This is a genomic window from Hungatella sp. SB206 (assembly GCF_051132295.1).
Lineage (GTDB): Bacteria > Bacillota > Clostridia > Lachnospirales > Lachnospiraceae > Hungatella > Hungatella effluvii.
Map to the genome: position 1 here is coordinate 857,371 of NZ_CP096603.1, position 17,639 is coordinate 875,009.

Annotated in this window: 17 protein-coding genes; 16 read left to right on the forward strand and 1 reads right to left on the reverse strand. The window is 50.4% G+C overall.

The window, feature by feature from the left end:
• Positions 1-7 precede the first annotated feature (7 nt).
• From M1L66_RS03845 to M1L66_RS03910, 14 genes are all read left to right on the forward strand, one after another.
• The gene (locus tag M1L66_RS03845; RefSeq protein ID WP_002601788.1) at positions 8-925 is read left to right on the forward strand and encodes a carbohydrate ABC transporter permease; all 918 of its coding nucleotides are present in this window, start codon (positions 8-10) and stop codon (positions 923-925) included.
• Positions 922-1,767 carry a carbohydrate ABC transporter permease gene (locus M1L66_RS03850; protein WP_187022565.1) on the forward strand — a complete coding sequence of 282 codons (846 nt, stop codon included), beginning with the start codon at positions 922-924 and terminating at the stop codon, positions 1,765-1,767. Before M1L66_RS03845 ends, M1L66_RS03850 begins: the two co-directional genes overlap by 4 nt.
• An 8-nt stretch (positions 1,768-1,775) precedes the next feature.
• Positions 1,776-3,212, forward strand: a complete 1,437-nt coding sequence (locus M1L66_RS03855; RefSeq protein WP_434691035.1) for a Sapep family Mn(2+)-dependent dipeptidase — start codon at positions 1,776-1,778, stop codon at positions 3,210-3,212.
• A 156-nt stretch (positions 3,213-3,368) separates the two neighbouring features.
• Entirely contained in the window at positions 3,369-4,103 is a 735-nt protein-coding gene (locus M1L66_RS03860; RefSeq protein ID WP_434691038.1) for a double zinc ribbon domain-containing protein, read from the forward strand.
• A 48-nt stretch (positions 4,104-4,151) separates the two neighbouring features.
• Positions 4,152-4,643: a GNAT family N-acetyltransferase gene (locus tag M1L66_RS03865; RefSeq protein ID WP_110322923.1), complete on the forward strand. Its 492-nt coding sequence runs from the start codon at positions 4,152-4,154 to the stop codon at positions 4,641-4,643.
• Between the two features lie 217 nt (positions 4,644-4,860).
• Positions 4,861-5,550, forward strand: a complete 690-nt coding sequence (locus tag M1L66_RS03870) for a ThuA domain-containing protein (protein WP_187022562.1) — start codon at positions 4,861-4,863, stop codon at positions 5,548-5,550.
• Positions 5,551-5,560: 10 nt separating this feature from the next.
• Positions 5,561-6,250, forward strand: coding sequence for an SDR family NAD(P)-dependent oxidoreductase (locus M1L66_RS03875; RefSeq protein WP_187022561.1), 690 nt, complete (start codon positions 5,561-5,563; stop codon positions 6,248-6,250).
• 11 nt (positions 6,251-6,261) lie between these two features.
• On the forward strand, positions 6,262-6,960 hold the full coding sequence (locus M1L66_RS03880) for an SDR family NAD(P)-dependent oxidoreductase (protein WP_187022560.1): 699 nt from the start codon (positions 6,262-6,264) through the stop codon (positions 6,958-6,960).
• 64 nt (positions 6,961-7,024) lie between these two features.
• On the forward strand, positions 7,025-8,572 hold the full coding sequence (locus M1L66_RS03885) for a response regulator (protein WP_187022559.1): 1,548 nt from the start codon (positions 7,025-7,027) through the stop codon (positions 8,570-8,572).
• Between the two features lie 9 nt (positions 8,573-8,581).
• Entirely contained in the window at positions 8,582-10,330 is a 1,749-nt protein-coding gene (locus tag M1L66_RS03890; RefSeq protein ID WP_187022558.1) for a sensor histidine kinase, read from the forward strand.
• 114 nt (positions 10,331-10,444) lie between these two features.
• A complete protein-coding gene (locus tag M1L66_RS03895) occupies positions 10,445-11,389 on the forward strand; it encodes an ABC transporter permease (RefSeq protein ID WP_002601778.1) in 945 nt (314 codons plus the stop codon).
• 41 nt (positions 11,390-11,430) lie between these two features.
• The gene (locus M1L66_RS03900) at positions 11,431-12,351 is read left to right on the forward strand and encodes a carbohydrate ABC transporter permease (RefSeq protein ID WP_187022557.1); all 921 of its coding nucleotides are present in this window, start codon (positions 11,431-11,433) and stop codon (positions 12,349-12,351) included.
• Between the two features lie 46 nt (positions 12,352-12,397).
• Positions 12,398-13,930 carry an ABC transporter substrate-binding protein gene (locus tag M1L66_RS03905; protein WP_187022556.1) on the forward strand — a complete coding sequence of 511 codons (1,533 nt, stop codon included), beginning with the start codon at positions 12,398-12,400 and terminating at the stop codon, positions 13,928-13,930.
• Positions 13,911-15,113, forward strand: a complete 1,203-nt coding sequence (locus M1L66_RS03910; protein ID WP_434691044.1) for an MFS transporter — start codon at positions 13,911-13,913, stop codon at positions 15,111-15,113. Before M1L66_RS03905 ends, M1L66_RS03910 begins: the two co-directional genes overlap by 20 nt.
• Here the strand turns inward: M1L66_RS03910 and M1L66_RS03915 are convergent.
• Positions 15,108-15,464: a winged helix-turn-helix transcriptional regulator gene (locus M1L66_RS03915; protein WP_187022553.1), complete on the reverse strand. Its 357-nt coding sequence runs from the start codon at positions 15,462-15,464 to the stop codon at positions 15,108-15,110. The genes M1L66_RS03910 and M1L66_RS03915 overlap by 6 nt on opposite strands.
• A 121-nt stretch (positions 15,465-15,585) precedes the next feature.
• Here M1L66_RS03915 and M1L66_RS03920 point away from each other — a divergent pair, with 121 nt between their 5' ends.
• Together M1L66_RS03920 and M1L66_RS03925 are read left to right on the forward strand one after the other, a co-directional pair.
• On the forward strand, positions 15,586-16,116 hold the full coding sequence (locus M1L66_RS03920) for a nitroreductase family protein (protein ID WP_187022552.1): 531 nt from the start codon (positions 15,586-15,588) through the stop codon (positions 16,114-16,116).
• 258 nt (positions 16,117-16,374) lie between these two features.
• The gene (locus M1L66_RS03925; protein WP_434691048.1) at positions 16,375-17,616 is read left to right on the forward strand and encodes a MerR family transcriptional regulator; all 1,242 of its coding nucleotides are present in this window, start codon (positions 16,375-16,377) and stop codon (positions 17,614-17,616) included.
• The last annotated feature ends 23 nt before the right edge of the window (positions 17,617-17,639 follow it).

The following is a 17,639-nucleotide window of genomic DNA, read 5'->3' on the forward strand; positions in this document are numbered from 1 at the left end:
GGTTTGTATGGATAAAAAATGGATTAAATTAAAAATGGCATTCAGCAAAAACAGCACGGCGGGCGTCGTCTTTGCACTGCCCTTTATCATTGGTTTTTTTGTGTTTATGGTCATTCCCATGGGAATGTCGCTGTATTATTCTTTTTGTGAATTTGAAATTCTGGGCGCCCCCAAATTTATTGGTCTTGGCAATTATGTAAAAATGTTTACGGAGGATGAAACCTTCTACAAGTCAATTTCCGTGACATTCTTTTATGCGTTGGTTTCAGTTCCGCTGCGCCTGGTATTTGCCCTGATTGTAGCCCTGATTCTCAAGCAGACGACGAAAGCGACAGGAATCTACCGGGCGGCTTACTATCTCCCGTCAATTATTGGCGGGTCGGTAGCGATTTCTATCTTGTGGAAACGGCTTTTTGCAGAGGATGGAACGTTTAACCATCTGCTTCAGCTGATTGGAGTCAACAGCCATTTTTCCTGGCTTGGAAGCAAGAATACCGCGATATGGGTTTTAATTCTCCTGGCAGTTTGGCAGTTTGGTTCTTCCATGCTGATTTTTCTTTCCGCATTAAAGCAGATTTCAATCTCCCTTTACGAGGCCTCGAGAGTGGATGGGGCGGGAAAAATCAACCAGTTTTTCCGGATTACGCTGCCGCTTTTGACCCCCACCATATTCTTTAATCTGGTGATGCAGATGATTAACGGGTTTCTGGCGTTTACGCAGTGCTTTATTATTACTCAGGGGCGGCCGATGAGTTCAACACTGTTCTACAGCGTCTATATGTACCAGCAGTCCTTTGAATTCTATAACACGGGGTATGGCGCGGCAATGGCATGGGTGATGCTGGTGATTATCGCCATGATTACGGTACTGTTGTTCTGGTCGAAAAAGTTCTGGGTTTATGAAGGAGGGAATGAAAGATCATGAAAAGCAAAAAAATAGCCGGAAAAATTGTTTACCACCTTCTGGTTGGGATCGGAGCGTTCATTATGGTGTATCCACTGCTCTGGATGGTAATGAGCTCTTTTAAAGAGACGAACACTATTTTCACGACAGCCGGGCAGCTGATACCAAAGCGGTTTACCCTGGAGAATTATCAGAATGGCTGGAGAGGGTTCGGAAAAGTAAGCTTTGGCACCTTTTTTAAAAATTCCTTTTTCATTGCAGCTCTTGCGACGTTCGGCACCATTCTGTCCTCCGCTTTTGTGGCATACAGCTTCTCACGATGCCGTTTTTTTGGAAAGAAGCTTCTGTTTGCCGCAATGCTGGTATCCATGATGCTTCCGGCCCAGGTACTTATGATTCCCCAGTACTTATGGTATCAGAAGCTGGGCTGGGTTGGTACGTATCTTCCTCTGATTGTCCCCTACTGCTTTGCTATTCAGGGATTTTTCGTATATCTGATCATGAACTTTATAAATGGAATCCCCACGGAGCTTGACGAGGCGGCAAAGATAGATGGCTGTTCCTATTATTCCATTTTCTTCCGGATTATTTTTCCGCTGGTAGTACCGGCCCTTATTACCGCAGTCATCTTTTCTTTTATGTGGAGATGGGAAGACTTTCTGTCGCCTCTTTTGTACGTAAATAAATCAGAACGGTATCCCATCAGCCTTGCGCTGAAGCTGTTCTGTGATCCGGCTTCTACCTCGGACTATGGAGCGATGTTCTCTATGTCGGTACTTTCCATTCTGCCGCTGATTATTATATTTATTCTGCTTCAGAAGTATCTGGTGGATGGAATCGTATCTTCCGGAATTAAGGGATAGGAGGAAATATGGATCGAGAGGCTGATATCAGACAATGGATTGATATGCATGAGGAAGAACTGGTCCGGGATATCGGAGAACTGGTGAATATCCCCAGTGTCTCGCGGCCGGGACAGGAGCAGTCAGATGATGTGGTGGAAGCGGCGCACAGTATGATAAAAATTGCGGCTCAGTATGGATTTCATACGGAGAACTGCGATAACCGCTGTGTAAAGATACTCTACGGGGACGGTGAAAGCGAAGTACAGGTATGGGGACATCTTGATGTTGTTCCGGCCGGTGAAGGCTGGACCTATCCCCCGTGGGATTGTACGAGAAAGGGAGACTTTCTGATTGGAAGAGGGGTTTCAGATAATAAAGGGGCGGTCATCACGGTTCTTTACTGCCTCAGATATATGAAGGAGCATAACATAAAGCCATGCTTTCGTATCAGTCAGATCTGTGGACTGAGTGAAGAGACGGGAATGGCTGACGCGGCCTATTATCTGACGAAATGGCCGGCTCCCGATTTCGGATTTGTATCAGACTGCCGCTTTCCGTTGTGTTATGGGGAAAAGGGCAGATGCGTGGTGATTCTGGAACGGGATTCGGTCCCAGAAGGGATAATCGATATGACGGCAGGGGAAGCCTCCAACAGTGTACCGGCAGAAGCTGTGATCCGTATTGACCGATCCATAGATATGGGGGATATGGAAGAGGAGGCATTACGGCTGGGGGTGATGATCAGGAGAGAGGTATCCGGGTCCATCGTGAGCTATACAATAAATGGGACACCAGGACATGCGGCGGCACCGGATCGCTGTGTAAACCCCATAGGTCTGGCTGGCAGGCTTCTAAAACGGGGGATCGGGCTGAAAAAAGAGGAAAAACATATTTTGGAATTTCTGCAAAAAGCCTGTCTGGATGGGTATGGAAAAGAACTGGGGATTGCGGTGGGCGATCCGGTTTTTGATGATCTCACATGTGCCGGAACTGTGCTGGAGATGAAGGGCCGGACCGTTCGCCTGACAATGGATATCAGATACCAGCCTTCGGTCAATGCCGGGGAGATGGTGGAACAGCTGAGGAAAGCGGCGGAGCGTTATGGTTTTACGGTCTCTGCTGAAGAGCACCGGGATGGTTACTGCGGCAGTATTGATTCAGAGGAGGTAAGAGCGCTGCTGTCTGCGTATGATCATGTGGTGAAGGATGGGAAAAAACCGTATGTGATGGGAGGCAATACCTATGCGGGAATGATACCGAATACCGTGTGCTTTGGGCCGGGCATACCGAAAGATTACTCTGAGCTTGGGCTGCCTGCCGGCCACGGGGGAGGCCATGGCTGCGATGAAATTCAGTCGGTATCCAGTCTTAAGAAAGCGATGGAGGTCTACATTCATGCCTTCATGAATTTAAATGATCTATATAAAGTGCGGAGTGGAAAAAGAAAAAATCCAGAGTCTTAAAAAGATGAAAGAGATTGAAAAACAGAACATAGATGGTATAATGGGACTATACTCCGATACGGCTTCGCACGGCAGTTCTGAACATTATTTGCGCATATCTTATCTTTTTTAATCGTAACAGAATCTTTCATACCCATCCCCAACAGGAGAAAAAATATGAAAAACGAGACTTTTCCGGTGCGGCTCCGGACTTTTTTAACCGACCTCCTTTTCCCCCGCCGCTGCCCTGTCTGCGGCGGCATTGTGCTGCCCAAAGGAGAACTGATCTGTCCCGGCTGTGTGAAAAAGCTGTCTTTCGTGAAACAGCCGGTCTGCAAGAAATGCGGAAAGGAGATTACCAGTGCCGAGAGGGAGTACTGCCTGGACTGTACGAAGCACGAGCGGTCCTTTGATTACGGGAGGGCGCTGTTGAACTATGATGACGCCGCGAAAAAGTCCATGGCGGATATTAAGTACAGAAACCGGCGGGAATATCTTGATTTTTACGCGGAGGCGGTCTGCCTTCGGTATGGGAAGCTTCTGATGCGGCTGGGAGCCGATGCGCTGGTGCCTGTGCCCGTCCATCCGTCCCGCAGGCGTCAGAGGGGCTTTAACCAGGCGGAGATTTTTGCCGACCGGATCGGAGCACGGCTGGGGATCCCGGTCTGTCCGGAGATGCTGGTGCGCAGGAAGAAGACCGCGCCACAAAAGCAGCTGAATCCAAAGGAGCGGCTTCACAATCTCGAGGAGGCGTTTGCGGCGGGAGCGGTGCCGGAAGGGGTAACGCGGGTGATTCTGGTGGATGATATTTATACGACCGGGAGCACGATGGAGGCGTGCGCCAGGGCACTGTTGCGTGCGGGAGTGAAAAATGTCTATTTTATTGCGATTTGTATTGGACGGGGACAGTAAAATATTGTAATATTAGGAAAAGAAATAGAAACGCAGGAGGAAAAGTTTATGGAAATCAGAATTGCGCAGGAAGAAGACGTCCCATATCTGCTGGATATCTATAACCACGAGGTGCTGCACGGGGAAGCGACCTTCGATATCAACCCCAGGACGCTGTCGGAGCGGCTCGACTGGTATTATGCTCATAACATAAGTAATCATCCCTTAATCGTGGCGGTGGAGGACGGCCATGCGGTCGGTTATGCCTGCCTGTCCCCCTATCGTGTGAAGGAGGCCTATGCGGCTACCGTGGAACTGTCTGTCTACGTCCACAGGGATTACCGGAAGCGCGGAATTGCCAGGAAGCTGACGCTGCATATACTGAACCTGGCGAGGGAGGACGAGCGAATCCATACCGTCGTTTCCGTAATCACCGGCGGGAATCAGGCCAGCATCCATCTGCACGAGGAGCTTGGATTTCTGCACTGCGGGACGATCAAAGAAGTGGGCGTGAAGTTTGGAAGGTATCTGGATATTGAGAATTACCAGATGATGGTGTAGGGAAGACAGCGGGATTGCTGTAAGAATGTGGCCGAATGAGAGGCGGAAGCAGGAAAAACTGCTGCCGCTTCTTTTTAATTACCGCTTTTCCATATAAGACAACGAAAAATATTCCTTAAAATCATAGTTTCGTATCCTGTTTATTTTTCCCGAAACCGTTATAATGAGCTTAGTAACCGCAGACAATTGACATGTATCAGGGAGAAGGAGGACATTCATGGAACGGGTGTTGGTTTTATGTGATGACTTGTGGCATCCAGCCGAAGTGATCGAAAAGGGATTTGCACGAATGGAGGGGGAGGCGTATCATTTTGATTTTATAATGGCGGTAAAGGATATTCTGACCCCGGAGCTTCTGGACCAGTATCCGGTGGTGATCAACTGTAAGAGCAACAATGTGATCGCTGCCAATACGGAGCCGTGGTTTGAGGAAGGGGTGACAGAGGTATGCCCGCAGCAGTTCCGTGACTATGTGGAGCAGGGCGGGGGCTTTATCTCCATTCACTCCGGAAATGCTTTTTCAGAGCAGTTTTGCAGGACAGAGGAAAAATTTCAGAGGCCCTGCAGGGAGTATATTGATTTCATAGGCAACCGTTTTACGGGCCATCCGCCCCGCTGTCCGGTATCGGTCCATGTGACAAATCCGGAGCACCCGGTCATGGAGGGGGTAAATGATTTTACGGAGCGGGATGAACATTACCAGGTAGAGGTATTTGCTGAAGGCGCGGAAATACTGTTTGAGACCACCTCAGAGACGGGCGGCGTTCAGACGGGCGGCTATGTAAAGGAAGCCGGCAGGGGAAGACTCTGTGTGCTCATGCCGGGTCACACCATGGCCGTATGGGAAAATGACAACTTCAGGCAGATGGTGTTAAATGCCATTGCCTGGTGCAAAAAAGACCGGTAAAGGAGAGCAGATGAAATCAGTATTCGTAACAGGAGCCGACAGGGGCGTTGGATTCGCCCTCTGCCAGCAGTTTGTGGAACATGGTTGGAAGGTGTATGCCGGTCAGTTCATGCCGGAATGGAGTGAATTAAAGGGATTGCAGGAGTCCTGTGGGGAACAGGTTGAAATGATTCCTCTCAATGCAGCGGATACGGAATCCGTGAGAGCGGCAGCCGATATAGTGGCAAAACGTACGGAGTCATTGGATATGCTGGTCAACTGTGCCGGAATCGGCGGCATGGACGATGACAGGGTGGCGATGAGAGCCGTCTTTCATGTCAATACCCTGGGTCCGATGCGCATGGTGGAGGCATTTCTTCCGCTGATGAGGACGGGACTAAAACGTCTCTGCTTCGTATCGTCGGAGGCGGGAAGCATTTCCGTCGCCCACCGTACCGACAGCTTTGCCTACTGTATGTCAAAGACGGCACTGAACATGGAGGTCAGGCTGATGTTTAACCGGCTGGCAAAGGACGGCTATTCCTTCCGGCTGTACCATCCGGGATGGGTTCGCAGCTATATGATGGGATCGAAGAGCACGATCGGCAATTTTGAGCCTGAGGAGACAGCCGCGGTGGCATACGCGCAGTTTGCAGAGGAACGGGACTGGGAAGATGTGCTTGTTATGACGGACGTATCCAACGAGTGCTGGCCGTTTTAGGAGGAGGAAGTATGAGACAGATCGTATTAATTGTGGGTGTCGAGAATCAGGAGGCGCTTGAGACAGCCGCCTGGTACTTAAAACGCGGAGATGCCGTCTATGCGGGGGTAACGAATGGAGACGCGGCGCTTAATGTGAGATTGGAAGAAACGTATCCGGGCCTTCACGTGAACCAGCTCGATCTCGGAACAGAAGAACCGGCAGCGCTGGCGGAGCAGATCATGCAGGCAGAGAAGAAACTGGATGTTCTGGTGCTGCAGGCAGGATGCCGCGCGGAGCACGATGGGGAGATCGGCTGCGAGGACGGCAAATATCATGACTACGATGACATGCTCCGAGTTTTAGATTATAATATAAACGGAATGCGCCAGGTGATTGAACAGAGCATTCCGCTTCTGAGACTGGGGGAAAAGAAGAGGATTGCGGTGATTACCGAAAGCAGCTCCAGTGTCGGATGGACGAGAGAAACAGACGCGTTTGCGTACCGCATGTCACTGGCGGCAATTCATATGATGGAGAAGATATATTTTAACCGTTTGAGGCCGGAGGGATTTACGTTCCGCTGTTATGCGGCGGAGGGGAAGGGCGGCATAAGCGGTGCGGAATACATAGAACAGGGACTCTGCTATGATGAGAAGGAACCGTATATTCATTCGGATGAAAACCGCCTTGTCATGAGGAACCGGTATCTGCAGGAAATCCCGTGGTAGAGGAAATCCCGCCTTTCTTCACAATGCATTACGCAGTGCAGCACTTATTGGGGGGATCAGAAATATGAAACTGATGGTGGTTGATGATGAGACGGCTACTAGAAACGGAATATTAAAGTATGTGCACTGGACAGAGCTGGGGATTGAACAGATCAAGGCCGCAGGCAGCGCCCTGGAGGCGCTGCGCATCAGCTCTGTCTGGGAACCGGATATTGTCATTTCCGATATCCGTATGCCGGATATGGACGGTGTGACCCTGTGCCGGAAGCTGAAAGAAATGCTTCCGGCCTGTTGTCTGATCTTTATCAGCGGCTATGCGGATAAAGAGAACCTGATCGCCGCGATCAGCTTATCGGCGGTGAGCTTTGTGGAGAAGCCATTTTCCATCGAGGAGCTGGAGGCAGCGATCCAAAAGGCGGTGGACCACTGCTTTGCCAGCCATGAGACGGCTTACTTGAAATCATCTCTCCGGTGCAATATGCCGGTGATCGAGGAGTATGTGGTCAAGGGGCTGGTGAGAGAGGAGATTACGGATGAACTGCTGGATAACTGCCGTTTCCTGGAGTTTCCATTGGATCAGAAGACGTGTTTTCAGGTGCTGTTGTTTGAGGCAAGGGAGGCAATTAAGGTTCGGGCGGAGTTTTTGGGAACCATTCTTCCGTACTTCGAAGAACGGCAGGAGCGGACGCTTAAGTATTTTCGCAGCGAACGGGAACTGGTGATGATCCTGTTCAGCCCCGAAAAAGGGTGTTTTATCAAAGAGAGTATACAGAATACAATAATGGAAGTGATTGAGCGGCTGAATCGTGAGGGGATACCGCTCTTTTGTGCTGCCGGCTCCGTTGTCCGGGGATATGAGCAGATTGCGGCCTCTTTTGGAAAAGCAGAGCAGATGAAGGAGGAACTGTTTTTCACCGGTTACGGGAGCGCGTCGTTCTATAGGAAGAACGGCGGGGAGAGGACGACCAGCGGCCAGCTGATGAAGCTGTCAGAGATCGAGGAAGCCATCCGGCGCTACGATGTGCCGGGGATCTGTAAATGGGAGGAACGGCTGTACCGGACGATTCGCCGGGGGAGCGTCTGCTCGGTCAGCGAGATCCGTAAGGTCTATTTCCAGCTGCTCTATGCGGTGGAATGCGCCGCGCTGAAGCTGCTCCACCAGGAGGTGGTGAGGACCGGAGACGAGATCTGGTGTACCGCCTGCGCGGCCAGGACACTGGAGGAACTTCACTCCTGTTTCATAGAAGCAGCGGAGAAAAAGCTGGCGCCCAGCCATGAGAGGGAAGGCTTAAGCGACACCGTCTTCCAGGTGATCTGCCAGATCAAGAAGGATTATTCCAGAGAGGATTTAGATATCACTACGCTGGCGGATAGCGTCTATTTAACGCCCACGTATCTATCCAACCTCTTTAAAAAGGAGACCGGATTCACGATCGGACAGTATATTACTCTGGTGCGGATCAAGGCGGCAAAAGAGCTTCTGGGCGATAAGTCCTTAAAGCTTTACCAGGTTGCAGAGCAGTGCGGCTACAGTGACCAAAACTATTTTGCCAAGATTTTCAAACGGCAGGAAGGCATCAACCCGTCAGATTTCCGGAAGACGAGGATGTAGGGGGAGACGATGAAAAATGCTTCACTGAAGACAAAGTATGTAGTGGTATTTTTAGGTGCCGCCATGGTTTCCTACGCGCTGATCTTCTTCTTTATCTATGCCAGAACCATGCAGTACGAGATGAGTAATCTACAGCATTTTCTCGATAATTCCATGGAACAGGCGAAGACCTTTGTCGAGTCGGAGACAAAGATGGTGACGTATGCCTCGGATACTCTGTATTATAACCGGGACGTATACCTGGTGCTGGACGGATGCGTCAACGAGACGGATCGGGATCCGGGGCAGGAGTATCGGTACTGGTCGGATATATCCAAGTTTATGCAGTCTCTGGAAACGGGCAATATCTGCAATGTCTGCATCTACGCTCCCGACAATTACACCTATAAGGATACCAGCCGGAACTTTTCCTCCCTGGAGCGGCTGGACCCGGCGCTTATGGAGCAGATGGAGGGAAAGGGAGAGCGGGCCGTATGGTCAGCTCCCTATGATTTCATCATGCCTCTGACCGGGGAGACGAAGCGGGTGATTTCTTTGACCAGACGGGTGGTTCAGCAGGACGATTACTCGAAAACCTTCTGCGTGGAGCAGGTCAGCCTGCCAGTGGACTCGGTCAGCGAGATCCTGGAAAAGGCGGACAGCACAGAGCGGGGCTGTGTCTATATTGCCAATCAGGATCACGAACTGATTGGAAGTTCCAAGGCAGCCATGGCCGAATCCATGGAGCCGGATTTCTTCCTGCTGGAAAATGGAGACGGAGCGAACGGGTGGAGAGAGGTAAAGAAGGACAAAGAAATCTATATGATGAACCAGATGGAGCTGGAAAATACCGGCTGGAGTATGGTGGCAGTCGTGCCGTTAAAAGAACTGAGGGCCAAGAGCCGCCGGGTCTGTGATGGCATGATCTGGGGGCTGCTTCCGATTATGGGCGTGGCAACGTGTATCATCTACTTTTTTGCGGGCAGTTTTTCCGATAGGATCAAGCGGCTCTCCTACCAGATGAGCCACTGGCGGGACCAGGATGTGGCGCAGGAGGTCTCCACCGATCCGGCCGACGAGGTCGGGCGGCTGGGACGGGAGTATAAGGAGATGCGCAGGGAGATCGACGAACTGATGCAGCAGAAGTATGAGAGCGGCATTGCCATCAAGGACGCGGAATTAAAGGCGCTCCAGGCCCAGATCAATCCCCATTTCCTCTACAATACACTGGATCTCATCAACTGGGAAGCCATGGAGCGGGATGCGCCCGAGATCGGCGAGCTGGTGCAGATGCTGGCGCGGTATTACAAGTCTGTATTGCGCAAGGGATTTGATACCGTCTCCCTTCACCATGAGATTGAACATATTGTAACTTACGTAAAAATTCAAAATTTCCGGTTTGACGGAAGAATTCATTTAAAAGTGGAAATTCCAGAGGAGCTGATGAGTAAGAAAATGTTGAAGCTGACCCTTCAGCCGATAATCGAGAACTCTGTTTCCCATGGAATCTCTGCCGAGGATGAAGGGGAGGAGACAATTACCGTCAGGGCGCGGGAGGAGGGCGGCGACCTGATCATAGAGGTACAGGATGATGGGAAAGGGATGACGAAGGAGCAGCTGGAGACCATCCTGAAGGTGGACGAGAACAATTCCCATTACGCCGTGTTTAATATTCATGACAGAATACGCTTAAAATACGGGGAGGGATACGGTCTGCGGTATGAGAGCGCCGTTGGGCAAGGAACTACGGTGACGATCCGTACCAAGACACAATCTTAGTTTTGTCCTTAAAATCGCAGTTTCCTTATATTGGAAGTGGCAGGTGGCTATAGTAAGATATTGCTATAGCCACAAGTTATTTCACCAGAGAACTGGGAAAGGGGGAAACGCCCTTTGGGGCAGGGCGTAACGTTAGCAATGAAAAAAGAGGGGATCTTACACGAACTGAAGAGGAACAGAACGCTGTTTCTGATGATTCTTCCCGCAGTACTTATCGTGCTGGTATTCAGCTATATTCCGTTAAACGGACTGGTGCTGGCATTTAAGGATTTCCGGTATGCAAAGGGGATTTGGGGAAGTCCATGGAACGGATTTGAGAATTTCCGGTTTCTGTTTGCGTCGGGCAAAGGCTGGCAGCTGACGCGCAACACAATTCTCTACAACGTAGTAAACCTGCTGATCTCGCAGGGGCTGGCACTGGTCGTGGCCATCGTGCTCAGCGAAATGAGGGGCAGGCGGTTTAAGAAGACGACCCAGTCCATCATCTTTCTTCCTTATTTTATATCCTGGATCATCGTCGGGGCGTTTGTGCAGAACATTTTCAATTATGAAACGGGAACGCTGAACAATCTTCTGACCAGTCTGGGGATGGAACCGATCAACATGTACGCGATACCGGCGGCCTGGATTATCGTTATCATCTTTTTCAACTCCTGGAAATGGGTGGGGTACAATTCCGTGATCTACATAGCGGCGGTCGCGGGCCTGGATCGGGAGTGCTTCGAGGCGGCGGATATTGACGGAGCAAATATCTGGCAGAAGATCCGGTACATAACGATCCCGGGAATCAAGCCTACGCTGATTATCATTTTCCTGCTGAACCTCGGAAAAGTGCTTCGCGGAGATTTCCAGATGTTCTACCAGATCATCGGAATGAACGGCCAGCTCTATGACATTACGGATGTGATCGACACTTACGTATTCCGCTCCCTGCTTTCCGGAACCGATATGGGAATGACGGCGGCGGCCACACTGTACCAGTCGGTGATGTGTTTCGTAATCATCAATATTGCCAATGCCGTTGTGAAGAAGATTGATCCGGATTACGCGCTGTTCTGACCGGAACGGGACGCATGTCTGATGGAAGAGAGGGGAAATAAATGGGGAAATCAAAGGAAAATGAAACAGTTGAGTTAAAGGTAAGACGGGGGAAGGAACAGCGGGTGTTCGATATTCTGGGCGTCGTGATCATGGTGGTTCTGGCAGCGATCTGCCTGCTTCCCTTTATCATGCTGCTGTCCGCTTCCATAACGGAAGAAAACTATATTATGCAGCACGGCTATGGACTTCTGCCGGGAAAGATCAGTTTTCAGGCGTACCGGACGCTGTTTGAGCATCCGATGGATATCTTAAGGGCCTACGGTGTGACGATCTTTATCACGGCAGCAGGAACGGGGCTGGGACTCTTGATCACCTCCATGGCGGCCTATGTGATCTCGAGACCGGACTTCAAATACCGGAACAAAATATCATTCTATTTTTACTTTACCACGCTGTTCAACGGAGGAATGCTCTCTGTCTATATTTTCGTGGTGCGGTACCTTGGATTGAAGGACAGCCTGATGGCGCTGATTCTTCCTTATCTGGTCAACGTATTCTACATGCTGGTGCTGAAGAGCTTTATGTCGAGCGTGCCGATGTCCATTATCGAATCCGCGAAAATGGACGGGGCCGGCGAGTTCCTGATCTTTGTGAAATTCGTTCTTCCGCTGTCCAAGGCGGGGCTGGCCACGGTTGGACTCTTCGTCGCGCTGGATTACTGGAATGACTGGTATAATGCCATGCTTTACATCGAGAGCAACACAAAATATCCGCTGCAGTACCTGCTTTACAACATGCTGGCTGCCAAACAGGTACTGGCGAGAATAGCCGCGCAGATCGGAATTTCCGCCAACAGTATGCCGTCCAATTCTCTTAAGATGGCCATGGCGGTCGTGGCGACGGGGCCGGTAATCCTGGTATATCCATTTGTACAGAAGTATTTCGTACAGGGAATTACCATTGGTGCGGTCAAGGGATAATGGGGTTACTATTAAAAATTTATCATAATAAAAGGAGAGGGAATTTATGAAGAAGCTGAGAAGGAGCGCGGCGCTGCTGCTGACGGCCAGTATGCTGGCGCTTACCGCATGCGGGGGAAACAGTGGGAAGACAAGTACAACGGGGGAACAGACGACATCGGCAAAGGCTGGGGAGACGGAAGGCGCAGGCCTTTCGGAACGGGTGGATTTAGTTATGTATCTGCTGGGGCCGCGGCCCGCCAGATACGACGCAGTTCTGGAGAAATTCAATGAACTGGCGTTAAAGGATTTAAACTGCACGCTGACCGTAAACTTCATCGAATACGGTGACATGGCAACCAAGTATCCGCTTATTTTCTCCTCAGGAGAGGAGTTTGACTTAGCCTACGGCGGAACGTGGGTAAACTTTGCAAACCTGGCTCAGAAGGGGGCATTTATGCCGCTGGAGGACCTTCTGCCAAAATACTGTGCGGAAAGCATGAAGCTGCAGCCGGAGGAGTCCCTGGCCCAGGCAACCATCAACGGCCACATCTACGCGTACCCTACGAACTTTTATACCTACAGTGCCTACGGTGTCACTGTGCGGGGCGATATGATGGAGAAATACGGTTTCAATGAGATTAAGGATATCGACCAGTACATGGAATACTTAGAGGCAGTGAACGCGGGGGAGACCCAGTTCAGCAACTTGGCAGCTATCGGCCAGGATCACGTTCTGACGGATATCTATTTGGAATCTAAGGGGCTTTATCCGGTAAATGGCGGCCAGTATGGAATGTACTATATCGACAGCTCCAGCGGAAGTCCGAAAGTAATTGCGGCTCACGAGTGGGAGGGCTACGAGGATTATTTAAACAAGGCGAAGAAATGGTCGGACGAAGGTCTGTGGCCCAAATCAGCGCTTTCTATTAAAGATACATCAACCGATATGGTCCAGGCCGGTGTGGCAGCGGGCGGTTTCGGCAACTTCGATCAGGGCGTTTCCAACTATCAGTTATGCGATCCCTCCTGGAAGGTGCGCTGGTATAATGTTCAGCCCAATGTAAACCATCTGGCTTATACCCAGGACTGTATGGTGGTTCCCAGCTCCTCGAAGCACCCGGAGCGGGCTCTGATGCTTCTTGACAAGTTAAAGACCGATGAAACGTATTATAATCTGCTGACCTACGGCATTGAGGGGGAAGATTTTACCAGAGATGAGAACAACCGCTATACGTGCCTGGACACTGCACAGTTCATACCGGAGCCGGGGACATGGGGCTTCAGAAGTCAGCAGTTCTATCTCGTCCCGACCAATGCACCCGCAGATTACGAGGAGCAGAAACAGGCGCTGGAGGACGTCACGGTAGCGAATATTTTCAGGAACTTCAACATGGACACAGACCCGGTAAAATCAGAGTACGCGGCCATGCAGAACGTATACGCCCAGTATAACGCGCCACTACGGCTGGGGATGACGACCGATGTGCAGAAGGATCTGGCTCAGCTGACCGAGAAAGCGAAGGCCGCCGGCAACGACAAGGTGAAGGCTGAATTACAGAGGCAGGTGGATGAATTCTATGCAGCAAATAACAAGTAGTATGGCGGTGAAAGGGCAGGCGGTCCACACCGGCCGGATGAAGATCATCATCTACTGCCTGTTCGGAATCATGTTCTTCTTTGCAATCTCTTCGACGATGATCGGAATCCTGATCCCGGAAATGACGGAGAGCTACGGCTTAAACAACACCCAGATCGGAATTATCGGTTCCGTTCAGAATGTGGGCGGAATTGCAGCCATGGTATTCGGCGGAGTCTTATCCGACCGGTTTCCGAAGCTGAAACTGATCGTGGTATTCTTTACCATCTATACCGCGGTGCTGTTCGGAATCGGGGCCGCACCGGCCTATGTCATGCTTCTCGTATTCTTTTTTGCGCTGGGTGTGGCAAACAGTTATTTGAATCTTTTAATCAGCGCATTTGTGTCGGAGGCGTACGGGGAGAAGAGAACCGCATATCTGAATATGATCCATGCATTCTTCAGCCTCGGTTCGCTGGCAGGTCCGATCTATGCCTCCATGGTCCAGCGGAGTGGCCAGCCGTGGAACCGGTCCTTCGTAAACCTGGGCGTTCTCTGCACCGCAGTAACCCTGGCTTTCGTCATCATCGCGATACCGGTGAAGGACCAGAAAAATATGGCGGGCGGCGGCAGCCTGCTGGGAGGCGTAAAAAGCCTCCTGGCGGACCGGACCATCCTGATTCTGGCACTGCTGTGTGCCGCTTACATGGGGCATCAGGCGGCCATAGGCCTGTGGATCACCACCTATATCCAGGAGGGCCTGGGCCTGGACCGAAGCATCGCGAGTATGGCCCTGATCCTTTTCTGGGGCGGAATCGTAGTCGGAAGGTTTATGCAGCCTGCTGTGGACCGTAAGATAGAGTACAGCAAATGGCTCTGTATCACATGCCTCCTGTCGGCCGTCCTTTATACCGCCGCCTTTCTAATCGGAAGCGGAGTCTTCCTGGTTGCCGTCCTCTTTACGGTGGGGGCCCTGACGGGAGCCGCCTTTCCTTCGATCATCGGAATGGCATGCAGCAGGTATCCGCATTTATCAGGAACCGCCACCTCTACAGTCAGCCTGACCAGCTCACTGATCGGCACGCTTCTGTCCGGCTTTATCGGAGCGCTGGTGGATGTGGCCGGTTATCTGGCCGGTATGATGGTTATCCCTGTTTTGCTGGTTTTGTGCACCGTGATCCTGGTTATATACCGGAAATTATAGATACGCCTCACCCCATTTTGCCATCTCTACAAAAATGGGAAACAACGCCCTCCCTTTGTCGGTCAAGGAATACTCCACATGGGGAGGGATTTCGTTAAACTGCTTGCGGGTGACAATGCCTAATTCCTCCAAATCTCTTAATGTGGAGGTCAGCATGGTATTTGTAATTTTTGGAATCGCCTTTTTCAATTCGCCGAACCGGTACGATGGTTTCTGGCATAATTCATATAGAATCCGTGATCTCCATTTCCCGCTGAGAGTCTCCAGCGTTCTGTGGACCGGACATGTATCCGGTGAGACTGTATCCGGCTTACCCTGTAAAGATGCTTCTGCTTTGATTTCCTGTTCCATATGGCAACCTCCTTGATATGAAGTACGCTGAACCGTACCAGGTATGATAATTCTGCGTACTTGCTTAACTTTTTCGTACATAGTATGATTATCATATCATAAGCGAAGGAGGATTCATACTATGGATATGAAACAGACAATATTAACCAGACGGTCATGCAGAAGCTTTACAGGAGAGCAGATTACTGAAAATGAGTGTACTGCCCTTTTGGAGGCGGCCAATGCGGCACCGGTTGCGAATGGAAACTATTCAGACGTTAAAATAAGCGTAATACAGGATCAGGAGCTTCTTGCGAAAATCGAGGCAGCGGTCTGCGCCGCGATACCGGCAGTAGGAGCGCACCCGATCTATCATGCGCCAACAGCGATCCTGATCAGCGGTAGGAAGGGAGAAGGCCCCAATGCTGCCATTCCATACTGCAATGCCTCCTGTATTGTAGAGAACATTTTATTGGAAGCGACCAATCTGGGATTAGGTTCCATCTATTTATTTGCCGTTCCGGCCGTGATGCAGATGCTTCCTGAACTGTGTGAATTAGCGGGAGTTCCGTCCGGATTTATGCCGATTGCAATGGCGGCTGTGGGAAAGGGAACCGATGGGCTGGCGGCCCGGGAGGCAGATCGAACAAAAATCGAAACGGTTCGTTTATAAGAGATGGTTTCAGACTGTATCAGTTTTTATAAGTCAGAAATATGGCTCCTTAGCGGAATATCTGAATAATTTTCCGGAAGGAGCCATTATTAATCTTTCTAATCTAGATTTCTCCGTCCATTTTGGAATACCGGTGGCTGTATTCCATTGCTAAAAATTCTAAAAATATAAAAATCTAAAAAACACTTGACCCTTCCCTTACGTCACCCTATATAATGGTATCATAAAGATCCCAGAACAAAGGCGGTGATGCAGAATATGCAAGGGTATTATACTTCCGGAGAGTTCGCAAAAAAGGCAAACGTATCAATCCGGACGATCCGTTATTACGACAAACAGGGCTTGCTGAAACCGGCGGGCATGAGCGAGGCCGGATACCGGCTGTACACGGATTCCGATTTTGCCAAGCTCCAGAAGATCCTTTCACTGAAATATCTAGGCTTCTCCTTAGACGAGATCCGCTCGATCACCATCAACGATGATGACAACGGCTATGTAGAGCAGTCCCTGGAGCTTCAGCTGGATTTGGTGAAGAAACGGATCGAGCATTTGAAACTGGTGGAGCAGACACTTTCGGAGACCTCGAAGCTGGTAAAGGACAATCCGGTCATTGACTGGAATAAAATCCTGCACTTAATCCATATTACCAATATGGAAAAGAGTCTGGTGGAGCAGTACAAGAATGCGGCCAATATCAACATCAGGATCGATCTTCACAAGAAATATGCGAAGAATCCCATCGGGTGGTTTCCGTGGCTGTACTCCCAGCTGGAGCTGAAGGACGGTGAAACAGTTTTGGAGACCGGATGCGGAAATGGAGAACTGTGGAGAGAAAACCGGGATTTAATCCCGCCGGAAGCGGTGATCTGCCTGTCCGATGTCTCGGAGGGTATGATCCAGGATGCCAGGGAACATTTAAAAGGTGTGCCGGGCAGATTCTCCTATGAAGTCTTTGACTGCGGCAGGATTCCGAAGGCGGAGGAGAGCTTCGATAAGGTCTCGGCCAACCATGTGCTGTTCTATTTAAAGGACTTAGACGGTGCGCTGGAGGAAGTGCGGCGGGTGCTGAAGCCGGCCGGGACATTTTTCTGCAGCACCTACGGCCGGGAACATATGAAGGAGATCAGTCAGCTGGTGAAGGAGTTTGATTCACGGATCGTGCTGTCGGAAGTGAACTTATACGACGTGTTTGGCCTGGAAAACGGCCGGGAGATTTTGAACCGCCATTTTGACCAGGTGGAAGAGATCCTGTATGAGGACCATTTGGAGGTACGGGACGAGGGGCCGCTGATGGAGTATATTCTTTCCTGTCACGGTAACCAGCAGGAGTATTTGAGCGAGCGGTACGATGAATTCCGGGAATTTCTAAAAAAGAAGATCGAGAAAAAGGGGACGCTTTATGTCACCAAGAGAGCCGGTATCTTTCGATGCAAGAAGAAAATGAACGGAAGAAAAATACCGGAAAAAATGAGCGCAAGAACTAAAACTGAAAACAGATAAAATAAAATACGGAGGAACACACT